The organism is Variovorax sp. Soil_C_12 (assembly GCF_057657375.1).
In genome coordinates this window covers 413,055-432,122 of the sequence record NZ_JBDGIO010000006.1, presented here as the reverse complement: position 1 = coordinate 432,122, position 19,068 = coordinate 413,055, and the positions used below count along the sequence as shown (strand labels likewise).

The following is a 19,068-nucleotide window of genomic DNA, read 5'->3' as shown; positions in this document are numbered from 1 at the left end:
GCTACCTTTCAGTGGATGGGACCGGGCGCGCGCCGGGGCGCCCCGCAACGAGCGCCGAGGGCGCGCCTTCGTGCAGGGCCTCCATGGCGCGCTGGCCGCGGCCGCCGAGGAAGTACTCGTGGATGAAGGGATGCGGATAGGCGATCACGTCGCGCGCGGTGCCGGCGACGATCACGCGCTGATCGGCCAGCACCGCGATGCGGGTGCTCAGGTCGAACAACGTGTCGAGGTCGTGCGTGACCATCACCACCGTGAGCCCGAGTTCGCGGTGCAGGCCGCGCAGCAGGTCGCAGAAGCCGTCGGCGCTCTCGGGGTCCAGCCCCGCGGTGGGCTCGTCGAGCAGGAGCAGGGGCGGGTCCATGATCAGCGCGCGCGCCAGCGCCACGCGCTTGATCATGCCGCCCGACAGGTCCGCCGGGCTCTTGGTGGCTTGCTGCGGCTCGAGGCCGACCATCTGCAGCTTGACCAGCGCGGCGTCGCGGATCAGGTCCTCCGGCAACAGCTTGAGCTCGCGCAGCGGGAAGGCGATGTTGTCGAGCACGCTGAAGGCCGAAAACAGCGCGCCGTGCTGGAACAGCATGCCGACCTGGGCCGCGCCGGTGGCGCTCATGCGCCCGGGCGGGTGGCCGAGCACGGAGACCTGGCCCTTGTCGGGATGCTCGAGGCCCAGGATCTGGCGCAGCAGCACGGTCTTGCCGGTGCCCGAGCCGCCCACCAGCGACAGCACCTCGCCGCGGTGGATCGTGAGGTCGAGGTCGCGGTGCACCACCTGGTCGCCGTCGGGCGACTCGAACACGGTCCAGAGCTTGCGGATCTCGACGACCGCTTCGCCGTTGCCGTTGCCGGTGCTTCCATTCATGCCCTGAACCCCACGCCCCTGAACAGCACCGCGAACAGCGCATCGACCAGGATCACCACGGTGATCGAGGCCACCACCGACGAGGTGGTGCCGCGCCCCAGGCTCTCGGTGTTGGGCTTGACCTTCATGCCGAAGTAACAGGCGATCAGCGCGATCATCACGCCGAACACGGCCGACTTGCCCATCGCCAGCCATAGGTTGGTCAGCGGCACCGCGCGCGGCAGCGCCGTCATGAAATAGGCCGGCCCGATGTCGAGCGTGAGATCGGCCGCGATCATGCCGCCGAGGAGCGCAGCCATCGAGGTCCACATGCTGATCAGCGGCATCGCGATGGCCAGCGCCAGCACCCGCGGCATCACCAGGCGGAAGCCGTGCGGGATGCCCATCACGCGCATCGCGTCGAGCTCCTCGGTCACGCGCATCACGCCGATCTGTGCGGTGATGGCCGAGCCCGAGCGGCCGGCGATCAGCACGGCCGCCAGCACCGGGCCCAGCTCGCGGATCAGCGACAGGCCGAGGATGTTGACGATGAAGGCCTCGCCTCCGTACTGACGCAGCTGCTGCGAGGTCAGGTAGGCCAGCACCACGCCGATCAGCAGCCCCACCAGCGCGGTGATCGGCAGCGCGGTGGCGCCGAAGTGATAAAGGTGCCCCGAGAAATCGCGCCACGGTGCGCGATGCGGCGCGCTCAGCAGCTTGCCGATGTCCAGCGTGAGTTGGCCGATCAGGCGCAGGAAGTCGCGCGCCACGAACATGATGCGTGGGCCGATGTGTGCGAAGTCGCGCAGGCGCTCGGCCAGCGTCTTGGCCGGCTCGGCCGGCGCGCGGCAGGTGTATTGCGCCACTTGGTCGAGCACGGCCTTGTGCTGCGACTCCATCTCGAGCCGCGCCGGCCATTCGTGCTGCCAGTGGTTCCACAGCAGCTGGGCACCGATGTGGTCGAGTTGGTCGATCGGGCGCAGGTCCCAGGCCCGGCCATCCTGCGCCGGTGTGCCCGCGAGGCTCTTTTCGAGCGCATCCCAGCTGGTCCGGGAGGACATGGCCATCGCGGTCCAGCAGCCGCTGGCGACCGCCCAGCGGCCGCCGGCCTCCTCGCGTTGATCGACGCGGGGACGCCTGCTATGCGCGTCTTGCGCGTAAGCGGGCGGCGGCGGGACGGTCGACATGGAGGGCGGGCGGTTCGGCAGAACGGAGATCGCCACATCGTAACCGCGGCGCTTGACAGCCCGAAAGTCGTTTGCCGCGCGCTGGCGCGGGCGGTCGCGCAGCAGGCGGGCCTTTGCCACAATGTCCGATTCGGCTTGCAGCCGGAACCCGCGGTGGGCACGCCGAACGACAACGAGCGATACAGACACACAGGCATGAGCGACACCACCTTCGACTACGTCATCGTCGGCGCCGGCACCGCCGGCGCGCTGATGGCCAACCGCCTGAGCGCCGACAAGAACCGGCGCGTGCTGCTGATCGAGGCCGGCCGCAAGGACGACTACCACTGGATCCACATCCCGGTGGGCTATCTCTACTGCATCGGCAACCCGCGCACCGACTGGCTCTACACGACGGAGCCCGACGCCGGCCTCAACGGCCGCAGCCTGCGCTACCCGCGCGGCAAGACGCTGGGCGGCTCCTCCTCCATCAACGGCATGATCTACATGCGTGGCCAGTCGCGCGACTACGACCAGTGGGCCGCGCTCACCGGCGACGACACCTGGCGGTGGGACCAGGTGCTGCCGGCCTTCAAGCAGCACGAGGACTTCTATCTCGGCGCCGACGAACTGCACGGCGCCGGCGGCGAGTGGCGGGTCGAGCGTCAGCGCGTGCGCTGGGACGTGCTGGATGCCTTCGCCCAGGCGGCGCAGCAGGCCGGCATCCCGCATTCGACGGACTTCAACCGCGGCAGCAACGAGGGCGTGGGCTACTTCCAGGTCAACCAGAAGAACGGCTGGCGCTGGAACACCGCCAAGGCCTTCCTGCGACCCACCTGCTACGGCCGCCCCAACTTCGAGCTGTGGACCGGCGCGCAGGTCTCGCGCCTGCTGCTCGACACCGGGCCCGACGGCCGAAAGCACTGCAGCGGCGTGCAGGTATGGGACGGCCACGAGATGGTCGTGGCCCACGCAACGCGCGAAGTGATCGTGTGTGCAGGCAGCATCGGTTCGCCGCAGGTCCTGCAGCTCTCGGGCATCGGGCCGGCGGAGCTGCTGCGCCGGCACGGCATCGAGGTGGCGCTCGACGCGCCCGGCGTCGGCGCCAACCTGCAGGACCACCTGCAGATCCGCGCCGTCTACAAGATCAAGGACGCGCCCACGCTCAACATGCTGGCTTCGTCTTATTACGGCAAGGCCAGGATCGGCCTCGAATACCTGCTCAAGCGCAGCGGCCCGATGAGCATGGCCCCCTCGCAGCTCGGCGCCTTCACCCGCAGCTCGCCCGAGCACGAATGGCCCAACCTCCAGTACCACGTGCAGCCGCTCTCGCTCGACGCCTTCGGCGAGCCGCTGCACAGCTTTCCGGCCTTCACCGCGAGCGTGTGCAACCTGAACCCGACCAGCCGCGGCACGGTGCAGATCAAGAGCCACCGCTTCTCGGATGCGCCGGCGATCGCGCCCTGCTACCTGAGCACCGAGGCGGACCGCAAGGTGGCGGCCGACTCGCTGCGCGTCACGCGCCATATCACGGCCCAGCCCGCGCTGGCGAAGTACCGGCCCGAGGAATGGAGGCCCGGCCTCCAATACCAGAGCGACGAAGAGCTGGCGCGGCTGGCCGGCGACATCGCCACCACCATCTTCCACCCGGTCGGCACCACCCGGATGGGCGCCGACGGCGATCCGATGGCCGTGCTGGATTCGCGCCTGCGGGTGCGCGGCATCGCCGGGCTGCGCGTCGTCGATGCCGGCGCCATGCCCGTCATCACCAGCGGCAACACCAACAGCCCCACCCTGATGATCGCGGAGAAGGCGGCCGGCTGGATTCGCGAGGCCGCCGCCGGTTCGTAGCGCCGTCTTGTTTCTGCTTGTTTCAGATGGCGGGTAATCCCCGATGCACTGGCACGGTGCGTCCGCCTAAAGTCCAGCCACTCGCAAACGGGCCTGCCCGCAGCGCGGGGGAACCGAGGAGACACTTGCCGAAGAACTAGAACAGGCTATAGACAAGGCATCCGCACGAGATGTTGTTTTTTTATCAAGGCGCCGCTGGTCGGCGCCTTTTCTTTTTGCGGCTCCCAAAGCGCCCCCATATGGGGCGCGGCCGCGCCCAACCCGTCACTGAACCAGCTTGCCCCCGGTGCCGAACATCGCGAAGTCCACGTAGCGCGAGGCGGTCTGCCCCCGTGTACTGAAGTCGAGCAGGTAACCGCCGACGTCCACGGCCTTCGCAGAGGCCAGCGCGGCGCCGACGCCGGCCGCGCTGAGGGTGTTGGCGCCCTCCATCACCTTGACCAGCGCCTTGGCGGCGATAAAGCCCTCCATCGAGCGCGCCGAAAGATCCGGGTCCTTGGATGCCTGGCGCAGTTGCAGGTACTCGCGCACCACGGCGCGGTCCCCCTGCTGCGGCAGGACGACCGAGAAGGCGTAGCCGCGCGCCCGTTCGGGCCCGAGCGCCTTGAGCAGCGCGTCGGTGTCGATGATCGACAGGCCGTAAAGCATGCTGCCGGCACCGCCCGCGGCCGTGTACTGCTTGACGAACTCGATGCCCGCCGCCGTGGTCGCGCCGAGGAAGACGACCTGCACCTTGGCCTTGGCGATCTCGGCCACGGCCTTCTCGACCGCCACCGTGTTGCGGGGGTAGCCGGCGCGCACGACCAATTGCATGCCATGGGCCTTGGCGGCCGCCTCGGCCCCGGCCAGCACGTCCCGGCCCAGGCCATCGTCCTGGTAGACCAGGCCCACGCGCTGCACGCCGACGGTGGCGAGTTGACCGAACAGCCGCTCGACCTCGTCGTGATAGCTCGCCTTCACCACGTAGATGCCGGGCGCCTGCGCCACGGTGCTCGCGCCCGAGACGGCGCCGATCATCGCGACCCCCTTCTGCGCCAGCACGCCGTCCTTGGCGATGGCCTCGAGGTTGGTGGTGCCTACCGTTCCCATCAGGGCCACCGGCGATTCGGCGGCGATGATCTCCCGAGTCAGGCGCACGGTCTCTTCCGCCTTCTGCGCATCGTCGCGCGTCACGAGCTTGACCGGCCGGCCGCGCACCCCGCCCTTGGCATTGATGGCGTCGAAGTACAGCTTCGCGCCGGCATGGATGGCCCGTCCGGTGACCGCCTGCGGGCCGGTGAAAGGCGCGACCTGCCCGATGACGATGGGCTCGGCAGCCGCTCCCCACGAGGCGCTCGCCGACAAAAATACAGCCGCACAGGCGGCGCGCCAACGCGCGAAGCGGCGCCCGCCTTGGTTCCCGATGTCCATAAGCCCTCTCCGACCTCGTATGCGATCGATATCGTTAGTAACGATTGTTTACAAAGGCCGCGAGCCTACACGAGGGATGAATCCCCCTCGACAATACAGGGTTAACCCGCAGTGTCTGTTCAAGGCGCCGTTGCGGCGCCGCTCACGATGGGCCAGGGCATCTCGCTGGCCACGCGCGGCTTGCCCAGCGGCGCGACGGCCTTGCCGACCTGCACCGCCGCCAGGTCCTGCTCGTTGGGGTACTGGTCGGCCAGCCAGTAGTCGAACGCCCGGCGCACGATGGGCGCCGCCGCCGCCGCGCCGAAGCCGGCGTTCTCGACGATGACGGCGATCGCGATCTTCGGCGCCTCGGCCGGCGCGAAGGCGGCGAACAGCGAGTGGTCGCGCTGGTGCTCCTCCAGCGCCTTGGCGTTGTACTTGGTGTTCTGGCCCCACGCCACGGCCTGGGCGGTGCCGGTCTTGCCGGCCGAGGTGTAGGGCGCGCCCGCGAACACGCGCGTGCCGGTGCCGCCCTTGTTCACCGCCACCAGGGCGTTGCGCACCAGGTCGACATGCTTGGGCTGGTAGCCGAGGCTCTCGCCCGGCGGCTGCACGAGCTCGGTGACCTCTCCGGTGACCGTGTCCTTGACGGCCTTGACCAGGTGCGGCCGGTACTTGGTGCCGCCGTTGGCCAGCGTCGCTTCGGCCACCGCCAGCTGCAGCATGGTGAAGTTGTTGTAGCCCTGGCCGATGCCGAGCGACACGGTCTCGCCCGGGTACCACTTCTTCATTTCGGGGCGCTTGTAGGCCTCGCGCTTCCAGGTCGTGCTGGGCAGCAGGCCGCGCACCTCGCCCTGGACGTCGATGCCGGTGATCTGGCCGAAGCCCAGCGGCTTCATGAAGTCGTGGATGGCGTCCACGCCCATGTCGACGGCGAGCGAGTAGAAGTAGGTGTTGCTCGACATCTGGATCGCGCGGTGCATGTCCACGCCACCCAGGCCGCCCTCGTGGCTGCGGAAGGTGTGGCCGCCGAAGGTGTAGAAGCCGGGATCGTTGACCACCACGCTGGGCGCGCGCTTGTTGAGCTGCAGCGCGGCGAGGGCCATGAAGGGCTTGTAGGTGGAGCCCGGCGGGTAGGTGCCGCGCAGCGCGCGGTTCAGGAGCGGCTTGTCGATGGATTCGTTGAGCGCCGCCCAGCTCTCGCCGTCGATGCCCTCGACGAACAGGTTCGGGTCGAAGGTGGGCTTGGAGACGAAGGCCAGGATCTCGCCGGAGTTGGGGTCGATGGCCACCAGGGCGCCCCGGCGCTCGCCGAACATGTCCTCGATCAGCTTCTGCAGCTTGATGTCGAGCGAGAGCTTGACGGTGTTGCCCGGCGTCGCCGGGTGGCTGCCCAGCCGGCGCACCGCCCGGCCGCCGGCCGAGGTTTCCATCTGCTCGACGCCGGTGTGGCCGTGCAGCGTCTTCTCGTAGCTCTGCTCGATGCCCAGCTTGCCGATGTAGTCGGTGCCCTTGTAGTTGGCCTGGTCCTCCTCGCTCCAATCCTCCATCGCGGTCTTCTCGCGCTGGTTGATGCGGCCGATGTAGCCGAGCACGTGGGCGGCGAGCTCGCCGTGGGGGTAGTTGCGAAACAGCCGCGCCTTGATCTCGACGCCGGGGAAGCGGTAGCGCTGGGCGGCGAAGCGGGCGACCTCCTCGTCGCTCAGGCGGGTGCGGATCGGGATCGAGTCGAAGCTGCGCGAGTCCTCGCGCAGGCGCTTGAAGCGGCGGCGGTCGCGCTGCGAGACCTCCACCACCTCGCCCAGGCTGTCGATGGTGTCCTCCAGGCTGCCGACCTTGGAGGGCGTGATCTCCAGCGTGTAGGCCGAGTAGTTGGAGGCCAGCACGATGCCGTTGCGGTCGAGGATCAGGCCGCGGTTGGGCACCACCGGCACCACTGCCGTGCGGTTGCTCTCGGCCTGCTCCGCCAGGTCCTCGTGCCGCACCACCTGCAGGAAGAAGAGCCGCGCGCACAGCAGCCCGAAGGCGACCAGCACCACCAGGCCGATCACGAGCACGCGGCGCTTGAAGCGTGCGAGATCGGCGGCGACGTTGCGGAGTTCGGTCATGGCGCGCGAAGCCTACGCTGCCTGCGGGCGCGGGACAAGGCGGCAGCCGGGGCTGTTACAAGGGCCGGTTGGCATCGGGTTCGGGGGCGCGCCGTTGCGGCGCCAGCAGCAGCAGGGTCACGAAAGGCCAGAGGGCCGCCTCGACCACCGGCGCGACCAGGAAGCCCCATCCGGGGAAGATGCCGCCGCCGATCATGCGGATCGCCACCTCGATCAGGTGCGAGATCGCGAACAGCGGCAGCACCTGCAGCGCCTGCGAGAGCAGCGGATACCAGAGCAGCCGCCGGTGGACCATGATCGCGAAGAAGCCCAGCGTGGTGTAGGACAGCGCATGCTGGCCCAGCAGCGCGGTCTGGTGCACGTCCATCAGCAGGCCGAACATGAAGGCCGCGCCGATGCCGATGCGCGCCGGCTGGTGCACGCTCCAGAAGACGATCGCCAGCGCCAGCAGGTCGGGCAGCCAGGCGGCGCGGCCCAGCGGCACCATGTTGATCAGCAGCGCCACGATCAGGCTGGCCCAGAGGAACAAGGGGTTGACCGGCAGCAGCAGCTGCTGGTGGCCGGGACGCATGATCATGGGGTGCGGCCCTCCTTCTTCTCTGCCTTGGCGGGCTTGTCGGCCTTGTCGCCCTTTCCGGCCTTATCGCCCTTCGCGCCGGACTTGTCGGCCTTCTTCTTCGCCGCCGCGCCGGCGTCCGCTGCCGCGGGCGGCGCCGGCTTGGGCATCTGATTGGCGGTGGGCGCCAGCACCAGCACGTAGCGCGCGGCCGTCACATGGGCCATGGGCAGGCAGTGGATGCGGGCGAAGGCGGAGTCGGCGCGGCGGTCGATGCGGTCGATCTTCGCCACCGGCAGCCCCGGCGGGTAGACGCCGTCGACCCCGCTGGTGGTGAGCAGGTCGCCCTCCTGCACATCGGCGTTGGCGGCCGTGAAACGCAGCTCCAGCCCGCCGCCATGGGCGCTGGCATCGCCGAAGGCCACGCTGCGCGCGCCGGTGCGCACGTTCTGCACCGGGATCGACAGGTCGCGGTCGATCACCAGCGTGATCTCGCTGGTGAAGGGCTGGACCTGCGTGACCTGCCCCACCACGCCGTGCTCGTCGATCACAGGAGAGCCCGGCGCGATGCCGTTGGCCAGGCCCTGGTCGATCACCAGCTTGCGGGTGTAGGGGTCGGCCGCGTCGTAGAGCACCTCGGCCGCGCGGCCCGGCGTCTGCGTGACCTGGCGCAGCTCAAGCAGCGAGCGCAGCCGCGCATTCTCCTGCGCCAGGGTGTCGGCCTGGCTGGCCCGCTCGGACTGCAGCGCCAGCGCCTTGCGCGCGTCGGCCTCCTTGGCCTGCGCCGTCTGCAGGTCTTCCAGGTAGCGGCCCCCGCCCAGGGCCAGCTGCACCGGCTTCAGCGCCAGCCACTGGACCGGATAGAGCACCGCCCCGATGCCGGCGCGCAGCGGCTGCACGATGTTGAAGCGCGCGTCGGCCACCATCAGGAACAGCGCCAGCGCGCTGAAGAAGATCAGCTTGCTGAGTGCCGAGGGTCCCTGGTTGAACAGGGGCGGCGCAGTGCGGTCAAGGGTGCCGAGCGGCATGCTGCTTTATGCCACGAGCCGGACTGTTCGGGGGGTGCCGCGGGACCGGCTTTGCCGGACCGCAGGCGCCGCCCCCGGTGGGAGCGCGACACGAAGTGCGCGCGACCTGGGGGCGAGCAACATTTATTCGCTGGTGAAGATGCTGCCCAGGCGGTCCATGCGCTCGAGGGCGATGCCGCAGCCGCGCACCACGCAGGTCAAGGGGTCTTCCGCCACCAGCACCGGCAGGCCGGTCTCTTCGGCCAGCAGGCGGTCGAGGTCGCGCAGCAGGGCGCCGCCGCCGGTCAGCATCATGCCGCGCTCGGCGATGTCGGCGCCCAGCTCGGGCGGGGTCTGCTCCAGCGCGTTCTTGACGGCCGAGACGATGTTGTTGAGCGGATCGGTCAGCGCCTCCAGCACCTCGTTGCTGCTGATCGTGAAGCTGCGCGGCACGCCTTCGCTGAGGTTGCGGCCCTTGACCTCCATCTCCTTGACCTCGGAGCCGGGGTAGGCCGAGCCGATGCTCTTCTTGATGACTTCGGCCGTCGGCTCGCCGATCAGCATGCCGTAGTTGCGGCGGATGTAATTGATGATGGCCTCGTCGAAGCGGTCGCCGCCGACCCGCACGCTGCCCTTGTAGACCATGCCGCCCAGCGAGATCACGCCCACCTCCGTGGTGCCGCCGCCGATGTCGACCACCATCGAGCCGCTGGCTTCCGACACCGGCAGTCCGGCGCCGATGGCGGCGGCCATGGGTTCCTCGATCAGGTAGACGGAGGTGGCGCCGGCCGCCTCGGCCGCATCCTTGATGGCGCGGCGCTCGACCTGGGTCGAGCCGCAGGGCACGCAGATGATGATGCGCGGGCTGGGCGTGAGCAGCGAGCGCGGATGCACCATCTTGATGAACTGCTTGATCATCTGCTCGGTGATCACGAAGTCGGCGATCACGCCGTCCTTCATCGGGCGGATGGCCTCGATGTTGCCGGGCACCTTGCCGAGCATGGCCTTGGCTTCGCGGCCCACCGCCTGGATCACCTTCTTGCCGTGCGGCCCGCCCTCGTGGCGGATGGCGACGACCGAGGGCTCGTCGAGCACGATGCCCTTGTTGCGGGCAAAGATCAGGGTGTTGGCGGTGCCGAGGTCGATCGCGAGGTCGGTCGAAAAGTACCGACGGAAAGCTCCGAACATTCTGGAATCCTCTGGAGCACGGCATGCGCGTCGGCATGTCGTCGCCCTCTTGTGGGTCGTTTTTAGACGGGATGGATGGACGTTTTTGCAGCAAATGCCGGCGTGTTCGCGGGGGTTGCGGCAAAGGCGGGATAATACCCGAATCCCCTCCGCATCCCGCCTTCGGCGCACCCTGCCGAGGTGCAATTTCCGCCAATTCGGCCACGCGCGGGGCCCTGCTTTTCCATCGCTGATTCCGATGTCCCTCACTTCTTCAGATATCGCGCGCATCGCCTCGCTCGCTCGGCTGGAACTCGCGCCCGACGAGAGCGAACGCATGCTCGGCCAAATCAACGGCTTCTTCGAGCTGGTCGAGCGCATGCGCGCGGTCGACACCAGCGGCGTCGAGCCGCTGTCCCACCCGGTGGCGGCCATCCAGGACGTGACGCTGCGCCTGGCCGACGACGTGGCCAGCGAGCCGAACCGGCGCGAGCTCAACCAGCGCAGCGCGCCTGCGGTCGAGAACGGGCTGTTCCTGGTGCCGAAGGTGATCGAATGAGCGGCGAACTCCACCAGATGGGCGTGGCCGAACTGGCCCGTGCCCTGCGCGAGCGCAAGGTCTCGGCAGTGGAAGCCGCCCAGCACCAATTGGCCCGTATCCGTCAACACCAGGACCTCGGCGCCTTCGTGGCGCTGGACGAGGCACTCGCCCTGTCCCAGGCCCGCGCCGCCGATGCGCAATTGGCAGCAGGCAACGCCCCCGCCCTGGCCGGCGTGCCGATCGCGCACAAGGACATCTTCGCGACGGCCGACCTGCCGACCACCGCCGGTTCGCGCATCCTGGCCGGCTACCGCTCGCCTTTCGACGCGACCGTGGTGCGCAAGCTGGCCGAGGCCGGCGCCGTCACCCTCGGCAAGCTCAGCTGCGACGAATTCGCGATGGGCTCGTCCAACGAGAACGTGGCCGTGCCTGCCGTGGGCTTCGACCATGCCGTGCCGGTGCGCAACCCCTGGGACCGCGCGCGCATCCCCGGCGGCTCTTCCGGCGGCAGCGCCGTCGCGGTGGCCGCGCGCCTGGTGCCGGCGGCCACCGGCACCGACACCGGCGGCTCGATCCGCCAGCCGGCCTCCTTCTGCGGCGTGACCGGCATCAAGCCCACCTACGGCCGCGCCTCGCGCTATGGCATGGTGGCCTTCGCCTCCAGCCTGGACCAGGCCGGCCCCTTCGCCCGCTCGGCCGAGGACTGCGCCCTGATGCTGTCGGCCCTTTGCGGGCCCGACCCGGAGCGCGATTCGACCTCGCTCGACAAGCCGGCCGAGGACTTCAGCCGCACCCTTGGCGACTCGCTCGAAGGCCTGCGCATCGGCGTGCCGCGCGAGTTTTTGGGCGATGGCGTGGCGCCGGGCGTGCGCGCCGCCGTCGAGGCCGCGCTGGCCGAGTACGAGAAGCTGGGCGCCAGGCGCGTGGAGGTCACGCTGCCGCGCACCGAGCTCTCGATTCCCGTGTACTACATCATCGCCGCGGCCGAGGCCAGCTCGAACCTGAGCCGCTTCGACGGCGTCAAGTTCGGCCATCGCGCGAAGAACTACCGCGATCTGGCCGACATGTACGCCAAGACGCGCGAGGAAGGCTTCGGCGACGAGGTCAAGCGCCGCATCATGATCGGCACCTACGTGCTGTCGCACGGCTACTACGACGCCTACTACCTGCAGGCGCAGAAGGTGCGCCGCATGATCGCCGACGACTTCCAGCAGGCCTTCGCGCAGTGCGACCTGATCGCCGGCCCGGCCGCACCCACGGTGGCCTGGAAGCTGGGCGAGCATGGCGGCGACCCGGTGGCACACTACCTGGCCGACATCTTCACCCTCCCCGCCTCGCTGGCCGGCCTGCCCGGCATGAGCGTGCCGGCGGGCTTCGACGGCGGCATGCCGGTGGGCCTGCAGCTGATCGGCAACTACTTCGGCGAGGCGAAGCTGCTGAACGCCGCGCACCGTTTCCAGCAGGCGACCGACTGGCACCAGCGCACGCCGGAGGGCTTTTGAGATGAACACCTTCGAACAGATGCAGGAAGGCCGCCCGACCGGCCCGCTGGTGCAAGGCTACGAAGTCATCATCGGCTTCGAGACCCACGCCCAGCTCTCGACCGTGAGCAAGATCTTCAGCCGCGCCTCCACCGCCTTCGGCGCCGAGCCCAACACCCAGGCCAGCGCCGTCGACCTGGCCCTGCCCGGCACGCTGCCGGTGATGAACAAGGGCGCGGTCGAGCGCGCCATCCGGCTCGGGCTGGCGCTCGGCTCGCACATCGCGCCGCGCAGCGTGTTCGCGCGCAAGAACTACTTCTACCCCGACCTGCCCAAGGGCTACCAGATCAGCCAGTACGAGATCCCGGTCGTGCAGGGCGGCTCGGTGAGCTTCTTCCTCGGCGACGAGAAGAAGACCGTGCGCCTGGTGCGCGCGCACCTGGAGGAAGACGCCGGCAAGTCGCTGCACGAGGACTTCGTCGGCCAGTCGGGCATCGACCTGAACCGCGCCGGCACGCCACTCCTGGAGATCGTGACCGAGCCCGACATGCGCTCCACCGCCGAGGCCGTGGCCTATGCGCGCGAGCTGCACAAGATCGTGACCTGGATCGGCATCTGCGACGGCAACATGCAGGAAGGCAGCTTCCGCTGCGACGCCAACGTCTCGGTGCGCCGGCCCGGCGACAAGCTGGGCACGCGGCGCGAGATCAAGAACCTCAACAGCTTCAAGTTCATGCAGCAGGCGATCGACTACGAGATCCGCTGGCAGATCGGCGAGCTGGAAGACGGCCGGGCGATCCAGCAGGCCACCGTGCTGTTCGATCCCGAGACCGGCGAGACCCGCGCCATGCGCACCAAGGAAGATGCGGCCGACTATCGCTACTTCCCCGACCCCGACCTGCCGCCGCTGGCGATCGCGCCGGAGTGGATCGAGCGCGTGCGCAGCGAGATGCCCGAGCTGCCGCGGGCCATGGCCGAGCGCTATGGGCGCGAGCATGGCCTGTCGGACTACGACGCCACGCAGCTCACCCAGAGCCCGGCGCTGGCCCGCTACTTCGACGAGGCCGTGCGCGCGGGCGCCGCGCCCAAGCTCGCGAGCAACTGGATCACCGGCGAGATCGCGCGCCGGCTGAACCTGCAGGACATCGACATCGCCCAGGCGCCGGTCACGGCCGCCCAGCTCGCCGCCCTGATCGGGCGCATCGGCGACGGCACCGTGTCGAACAACGCCGCGCGCCAGGTCTTCGACGCGCTGTGGACCGGCGAAGGCCGTGACGTCGACGCGATCATCGACGCCAGGGGCCTCAAGCAGATGAGCGACACCGGCGCGCTCGAGAAGATCGTCGACACCGTGCTGGCCGCCAACCAGAAGAACATCGACGAATACCGCGCCGGCAAGGAAAAGGCCTTCAACGCGCTGGTCGGCCAGGTCATGAAGGCCAGCCAGGGCAAGGCCAACCCGGCGCAGGTCAATGCGCTGCTGAAGGCGAAGCTGGGCTAGCGGTCAGCGCGTGGACGTGGCCGGCGCGTTGCCGGCCCACAGCGGCCGCAGCCGGGCGCGCTCCTCGTCGAAGCGCGCGTTCACGCGCTTCTTCTCGTCGTCCTGGTCGGCAATGAAGCGGTTTTGCACCGTCATGCTCTTGCTGTTGTCGTCGAACTTGCGGCGCAGGGAATCGGGGGCCTTGCTCACGTCCTTGGCGTAGAACTCGAGCTCGTCGTCGATCTTGCGGCGCTCCTCGGTCAGCTCGCTCAGCCGCTTGCGGGCGGCGTTGATCACCGCATCGATCTGCACCAGCGCCTCGGCACGCTCGCGGTCGTGCGCGGCCGCGTTGGGGTAGCGGATCAGCAGCGCGCGTTCGCGCCGGCGTTCCTCGAGCAGGCGGGCGGCCTGCAGCTGCGCCTGGCGCTCGCGATCCTCGCGCTCGGCCTGCTCACGCGCCGTATAGGTGGGTTCGAGCTTGCGCCGCACGCTGCCACTGGGGCTGAGCTCGCGCTGCTCGCGGTCGACGCAGTCGGCGATCGGCCGGTCGGCCGTGATGGTGCGGCCGCGCGCGTCGGTGCAGGTGTAGATGCCGGGACCGCCGGCGGGCTGCTGGGCATGGGTCGCGCCGGCTGCAGCCAGCAGCAGGAGCCACAGCGATCCGATGCGTGTGTACTGCATGCGCGCCAACGTCGATCCTTCCGATGGTTGATCAACCCGCGCCGTAGCGCGCCCGATAGTCCAGCACTCCCTGCCGATGGGCGCTCAGCTCGTCGTCCGCGCGCCCCGACAGATACTGTAACAAGTCGTCAAGCGTGGCAATCGCCACCACCTGCATTCCCAGCTGTTGTCTGACATATTGCACGGCGCTGTGGTCCACATCGATGCCGTTCTCCGTCGCCTTTTCCTGGCGGTCCAGCGCGATGGCCACGGCATGCGGCGTGGCGCCGGCGCTGCGGATGGCAGCGATCGACTCGCGCACTGCGGTGCCGGCGGACATCACGTCGTCGACGATCAGCACCCGGCCCGACAGCGGCGCACCGACCAGCGTGCCGCCCTCGCCATGGTCCTTGGCTTCCTTGCGGTTGTAGGCAAAGGGCACGTTGCGGCCGCGCCGGGCCAGCTCGGCCGCCACCGTGGCGCCCAGCGGAATGCCCTTGTAGGCCGGGCCGAAGATCATGTCGAATTCGAGGCCGCTGGCGATCAGCCGGTCTGCATAGAATGCCGCCAGCCGCGCGAGCTTGGCGCCGTCGTCGAACAGCCCCGCATTGAAGAAGTACGGGCTCATGCGGCCGGCCTTGGTCTTGAACTGGCCAAAGCGCAGCACCCCGGATTCGAGCGCGAACTGCACGAATTCCTGGGCCAGCGCGCCCTCTTCTGTTTTCGCCATCTCATCAGCCATCGGGAACGTCCTCGTGTTCAAACTCACCAGCCTCAACCTCAATGGCCTGCGCTCGGCTGCGACCAAGGGCGTCGCCGACTGGGTGGCCGAACTGGCGCCGGATTGTATTTGCATGCAGGAAATCCGCGTCCAGGCCAGCGACATCGAGGGCCGCTTCGAGGCCATGGCCGGCCTCAAGGGCCACTTCCATTTTGCGGAGAAGAAGGGCTACGCGGGCACTGCCACCTATACCAAGCACGAGCCCAGCGACGTCGTGGTGGGCTGGGGCGACAGGGAATTCGACGCCGAGGGCCGCTACCTCGAACTGCGCTTCGACAGCCCGAAGCGCAAGTTCTCGGTGATCAGCTGCTATTTCCCGAGCGGCTCCTCGGGCGAGGAGCGGCAGGCGGCGAAGTTCCGCTTCCTGAAGGGCTTCTTCCCGCATCTGATCGCGCTCAAGCGCGAGCGCGAATTCGTGCTGTGCGGCGACATCAACATCGCGCACAAGGAGATCGACCTCAAGAACTGGCGCGGCAACCAGAAGAACAGCGGCTTCCTGCCCGAGGAGCGCGCCTGGATGACCAGGCTGCTCGACGAGGGCGCCGAGGGCGCGGGCCTGGTGGACGTCTACCGCATGCTCAAGCCCGACACCACCGACGAGGCCTACACCTGGTGGAGCAACCGCGGCCAGGCCTACGCGAAGAACGTGGGCTGGCGGCTGGACTACCACCTGGCCACGCCGGGCATCGCGAAGCTTGCGCGTAACGAGCAGATCTTCAAGACCATCAAGTTCAGCGACCACGCGCCGATCACGGTGGACTACGACTTCACGCTCTGACTGAGCCGCGCTATCGCGACAGCGCCGGCAGCGCCTTGACGAGGGTCTTGCAAAAGGCCTGCATCGCCTCGGTCTCCTGCACGCCACGCCGGGTGATGCGGTAGAAGTCCAGCCCCACCTTCGGCTTGGCCAGCAGGTCGGTGCGCACGCGGTGGCGCCGGCAGGCCGCGAGCGCGAAGGTCGGCATCACGGCGCTGCCGAAGCCGGCCTCCACCATCGAGATCAGGGTGCCGAAGAAGTTGAAGGCCGGGCGGTCCGGATCGGCCGCCCCGACGGCCGCCAGGTGCCCGTCGATCAGCTTCTGGATCGGGTTGCCAGGTGGCAGGCCCAGCAGCTGCGCGCCGCGCAGCGAAGACCAGGGGACGCTGCCGAGGGGTGGCGCTTCACCGGCGTCGGACGGTGCCACGCGCATCAGCTGGAAATGGCCCACCGGCATGCGTTCCAGCCCCGCCGCGGCCTTGAAGAAGAAGCCCAGCCCCATGTCGGCCTCGCCCTCCACCACCATCGCCTCCACGTCGCGCAGGTCGGCATCGAAGAGCTTGAGCTTGATCCGCGGATGGCTTTCGCGAAAACCGCCGAAGACCTGCGGCAGCAGGTTCGAGGACACCAGCGGCGTGGCCGCGATGCGCAGCGTCTGGCGCGCCGCGTCGCCCTCGGCGCCCAGCCGGCCGGTCACCTCGTCGAGCTCGCCCAGCACACGCTCCACCACCGGCAGCAGGCGCCGGCCCGCGGTGGTGAGGCCGACCATGCGCGTGGTGCGATCGAACAGGCGGGCGCCCAGCTGGCGTTCCATCTCGCGCACCAAGGTGCTGAGGCCGGCCTGCGTCATGTGGGCCTGCTCAGCCGCGCGCGTGAAGTTGCCGATGCGCGCCACGTGCAGGAAGGCGCGCATCTGGCGCATGGACAGATTCATACGCAATCATGATAAATCCATACGACATCTAAATTTCCCATATGGCCGACAGCCCGGTCTAATTCGGTTTTCCCCTGTGAAGAGACCGACAGACATGAGCGAGACATCGACCCAAGTGATCGTGCTGGGCGCCGGCATCGGCGGCCTGACCCTGGCGCTGAGCCTGCACCAGGCCGGCATTTCCTGCCGCATCTACGAAGCCGTGCCCGAGCTGAAGCCGCTGGGCGTGGGCATCAACCTGCTGCCGCATGCGGCGCGCGAGCTCGGCGAGCTGGGCCTGCTGCCCGCGCTCGACGCGGTGGGCGTGCGCACGCAGGAGGCAGTCTTCTTCAACGCCCACGGCCAGCTGGTGTTCCGCGAGGCGGCGGGCACCGCCGCGGGCTACGACTGGCCGCAGTACTCGATCCATCGCGGCGACCTGCACACCGTGCTGCTGAATGCAGTGCGCGAACGGCTGGGCGCGGACAGCGTGGTCTGCGGGCACCGCTGCGCCGGCGTCAAGCAGGACGACACGGGCGTGACGGCGCGCTTCACCGCGCCCGACGGCTCGGCGCTGCCCCCCGTGCGCGCCGCGCTGGCGGTGGGGTGCGACGGCATCCATTCGGTGCTGCGCAAGCAGTTCTATCCGAACGAGGGCGCGCCGCGCTACTCGGGCGTCAACATGTGGCGCGGCACCGCGAAGCACAAGCCCTTCCTCTCGGGCGCGAGCATGGTGCGCGCGGGCTGGCTGGACCAGGGCAAGATGGTGATCTACCCCATCCGCAACAACGTCGACGCCGAAGGCAACCAGCTTGTCAACTGGGTGGCCGAGATCCATGCGCCGCAGCCCGCGCTGCAGGACTGGAGCCGCCCCGGCCGGCTCGAGGACTTCCTGCCCGCCTTCGAGGACTGGCACTTCGACTGGCTGGACGTGCCGGCGCTGATCCGTTCCTCCGACGCGATCCTCGAATACCCGATGGTCGACCAGGACCCGCTGCCCCGATGGACCCATGGCCGCCTCACGCTGCTGGGCGACGCTGCGCACCCGATGGTGCCGCGCGGCTCGAACGGCGCGGGCCAGGCCATCATCGACGCGCGCTACCTGGCCGGCGCGCTGCGCCGGCTCGGCGTGGGCACCGAGGCGCTGGAGGACTACGACCGCGTGCGCGTGCAGGCCACCACCAACGTGGTGCTGACCAACCGCAGCAACCCGCCGGACACCATCCTGCGCGAGGTGTTCCAGCGCTCCGGCGGCAAGCGCTTCGAGCGGCTGGAGGACGTCGTCAGCACCGCGGAGCTGCAAGCCATCTCCGACAACTACAAGCGCGTCGCGGGCTACGACCCGGCCGCCCTGAAGGCGCGGCCTTCCTATCTTTGAAATCACAAAGCCTACGGAGACAAGCCATGCGTCCCTTCAAGAAGATCCTCGCCACCCTGCTGCTGGCCGCCGGCGCCGCGGCCGCCCAGGCCTGGCCCGACCAGCCGATCACGCTGGTGGTGCCCTACACGCCCGGCACCGGCATCGACCTGATCGCACGCCAGCTCTCGGCCCGGCTGCCGGCCGTGCTGGGCCAGCCGGTGGTGGTCGACAACGTGGCCGGCGCGAGCGGCAACATCGGCAGCGAGAAGGTGGCGCGCGCCAAGCCCGACGGCTACACGCTGCTGGTGCAGGTCAACACGCTCGTGATGAACAAGAGCCTCTACAAGTCGCTGGCCTACGACCCGCTGAACGACTTCACGCCGGTCTCGCTGACCTCCTGGGGCACCCTGCTGCTGGTGACCAATCCGAACGTGCAGAAGACCACGTCGGTGGCGCAGGTGGTGGCCGCGGCCAAGGCCAGCCCCGGCAAGTTCACCTATGCCACGCCGGGCGTCGGCACGCCGCATCACCTGTCGATGGCGATGCTGCTGCAGAGCACCGGCACCGAGATGCTGCACGTGCCCTACAAAGGCACGGCCGGGGCGGTGACCGACCTGCTGGGCGGGCGCATCGACTACATGTTCCTGCCGGTGCACGTGGCGCTGCAGCACATCCAGGCCGGAAAGCTGAAGGCCATCGCGACCGGCAGCGACAAGCGCCTGGCGCAGCTGCCCGACGTGCCCACGCTGGCCGAGGCCGGCATCAAGGGCGGCAATGTCGACATGTGGTACGGCGTGCTGGCCCCCAAGGGCACGCCCAGCGCCGTGGTGGCGCGGCTCAACAAGGAGATCGCTGCAGTGCTGAAGCAGCCCGAGGTCGCGACCGCCTTCGAGTCGCAGGGCATGGTGCCCGCGAGCTCGGGGCCCGGCGAGTTCAAGGAGCTGATGGCCAAGGATGCGCAGCGCTGGGCGGGTGTGGTTCAGCGCGGCGGCATCACCGCAGATTAGGCCTCT

The 19,068-nt window shown here is 69.1% G+C and carries 17 protein-coding genes; 7 read left to right on the top strand and 10 right to left on the bottom strand.

Annotation, left to right across the window (positions count from 1 at the left end; genetic code table 11):
• Window position 1 precedes the first annotated feature (1 nt).
• Window positions 2-859 (bottom strand): ABC transporter ATP-binding protein, encoded by an 858-nt coding sequence (locus AC3A6X_RS19190; protein WP_487843675.1) that lies wholly within the window; start codon window positions 857-859, stop codon window positions 2-4.
• The gene (locus AC3A6X_RS19185) at window positions 856-2,025 is read right to left on the bottom strand and encodes an MlaE family ABC transporter permease (protein ID WP_309960788.1); all 1,170 of its coding nucleotides are present in this window, start codon (window positions 2,023-2,025) and stop codon (window positions 856-858) included. The genes AC3A6X_RS19190 and AC3A6X_RS19185 overlap by 4 nt, the downstream gene beginning before the upstream one ends.
• 195 nt (window positions 2,026-2,220) lie before the next feature.
• Here AC3A6X_RS19185 and AC3A6X_RS19180 point away from each other — a divergent pair, with 195 nt between their 5' ends.
• Window positions 2,221-3,855, top strand: a complete 1,635-nt coding sequence (locus tag AC3A6X_RS19180; protein ID WP_487843674.1) for a GMC family oxidoreductase — start codon at window positions 2,221-2,223, stop codon at window positions 3,853-3,855.
• A 264-nt stretch (window positions 3,856-4,119) separates the two neighbouring features.
• On the opposite strand, the gene AC3A6X_RS19175 is transcribed toward AC3A6X_RS19180, so the two are convergent.
• The 5 genes from AC3A6X_RS19175 to AC3A6X_RS19155 all read right to left on the bottom strand — a co-directional run bounded on the left by AC3A6X_RS19175 (window position 4,120) and on the right by AC3A6X_RS19155 (window position 10,103).
• Window positions 4,120-5,265, bottom strand: a complete 1,146-nt coding sequence (locus tag AC3A6X_RS19175) for an ABC transporter substrate-binding protein (RefSeq protein ID WP_487843673.1) — start codon at window positions 5,263-5,265, stop codon at window positions 4,120-4,122.
• A gap of 119 nt (window positions 5,266-5,384) precedes the next feature.
• On the bottom strand, window positions 5,385-7,352 hold the full coding sequence (gene mrdA / locus AC3A6X_RS19170; protein ID WP_487843672.1) for a penicillin-binding protein 2: 1,968 nt from the start codon (window positions 7,350-7,352) through the stop codon (window positions 5,385-5,387).
• A 55-nt stretch (window positions 7,353-7,407) separates the two neighbouring features.
• A complete protein-coding gene (gene mreD / locus AC3A6X_RS19165) occupies window positions 7,408-7,929 on the bottom strand; it encodes a rod shape-determining protein MreD (protein ID WP_309960777.1) in 522 nt (173 codons plus the stop codon).
• Window positions 7,926-8,936, bottom strand: a complete 1,011-nt coding sequence (gene mreC / locus AC3A6X_RS19160) for a rod shape-determining protein MreC (protein WP_309960775.1) — start codon at window positions 8,934-8,936, stop codon at window positions 7,926-7,928. The genes mreD and mreC overlap by 4 nt, the downstream gene beginning before the upstream one ends.
• 123 nt (window positions 8,937-9,059) lie before the next feature.
• Window positions 9,060-10,103 carry a rod shape-determining protein gene (locus AC3A6X_RS19155; protein ID WP_106560937.1) on the bottom strand — a complete coding sequence of 348 codons (1,044 nt, stop codon included), beginning with the start codon at window positions 10,101-10,103 and terminating at the stop codon, window positions 9,060-9,062.
• Window positions 10,104-10,341: 238 nt separating this feature from the next.
• Here AC3A6X_RS19155 and gatC point away from each other — a divergent pair, with 238 nt between their 5' ends.
• Genes gatC through gatB form a run of 3 tightly spaced genes read left to right on the top strand, consistent with a single transcriptional unit; the run spans window position 10,342 to window position 13,605 of the window.
• Window positions 10,342-10,641 carry an Asp-tRNA(Asn)/Glu-tRNA(Gln) amidotransferase subunit GatC gene (gatC, locus tag AC3A6X_RS19150; protein ID WP_487843671.1) on the top strand — a complete coding sequence of 100 codons (300 nt, stop codon included), beginning with the start codon at window positions 10,342-10,344 and terminating at the stop codon, window positions 10,639-10,641.
• Entirely contained in the window at window positions 10,638-12,125 is a 1,488-nt protein-coding gene (gene gatA, locus AC3A6X_RS19145; protein WP_487843670.1) for an Asp-tRNA(Asn)/Glu-tRNA(Gln) amidotransferase subunit GatA, read from the top strand. The genes gatC and gatA overlap by 4 nt, the downstream gene beginning before the upstream one ends.
• Before the next feature lies 1 nt (window position 12,126).
• A complete protein-coding gene (gene gatB, locus AC3A6X_RS19140; protein ID WP_487843669.1) occupies window positions 12,127-13,605 on the top strand; it encodes an Asp-tRNA(Asn)/Glu-tRNA(Gln) amidotransferase subunit GatB in 1,479 nt (492 codons plus the stop codon).
• Window positions 13,606-13,608: 3 nt separating this feature from the next.
• On the opposite strand, the gene AC3A6X_RS19135 is transcribed toward gatB, so the two are convergent.
• Both AC3A6X_RS19135 and pyrE read right to left on the bottom strand, forming a co-directional pair.
• The gene (locus AC3A6X_RS19135; RefSeq protein WP_487843668.1) at window positions 13,609-14,265 is read right to left on the bottom strand and encodes a DUF4124 domain-containing protein; all 657 of its coding nucleotides are present in this window, start codon (window positions 14,263-14,265) and stop codon (window positions 13,609-13,611) included.
• A 31-nt stretch (window positions 14,266-14,296) separates the two neighbouring features.
• A complete protein-coding gene (gene pyrE, locus AC3A6X_RS19130; protein WP_487843667.1) occupies window positions 14,297-14,974 on the bottom strand; it encodes an orotate phosphoribosyltransferase in 678 nt (225 codons plus the stop codon).
• A gap of 25 nt (window positions 14,975-14,999) precedes the next feature.
• Between pyrE and AC3A6X_RS19125 the strand changes: the two genes are divergently transcribed.
• A complete protein-coding gene (locus AC3A6X_RS19125) occupies window positions 15,000-15,803 on the top strand; it encodes an exodeoxyribonuclease III (RefSeq protein ID WP_487843666.1) in 804 nt (267 codons plus the stop codon).
• 10 nt (window positions 15,804-15,813) lie between these two features.
• Here the strand turns inward: AC3A6X_RS19125 and AC3A6X_RS19120 are convergent, their stop codons facing one another.
• Window positions 15,814-16,716, bottom strand: a complete 903-nt coding sequence (locus AC3A6X_RS19120; RefSeq protein WP_487843665.1) for a LysR family transcriptional regulator — start codon at window positions 16,714-16,716, stop codon at window positions 15,814-15,816.
• Window positions 16,717-16,810: 94 nt separating this feature from the next.
• Between AC3A6X_RS19120 and AC3A6X_RS19115 the strand changes: the two genes are divergently transcribed.
• Window positions 16,811-18,073: a flavin-dependent oxidoreductase gene (locus tag AC3A6X_RS19115; RefSeq protein ID WP_487843664.1), complete on the top strand. Its 1,263-nt coding sequence runs from the start codon at window positions 16,811-16,813 to the stop codon at window positions 18,071-18,073.
• A 26-nt stretch (window positions 18,074-18,099) separates the two neighbouring features.
• Complete coding sequence (locus AC3A6X_RS19110; RefSeq protein WP_487843663.1) at window positions 18,100-19,062, top strand: tripartite tricarboxylate transporter substrate binding protein; 963 nt, start codon at window positions 18,100-18,102, stop codon at window positions 19,060-19,062.
• The last annotated feature ends 6 nt before the right edge of the window (window positions 19,063-19,068 follow it).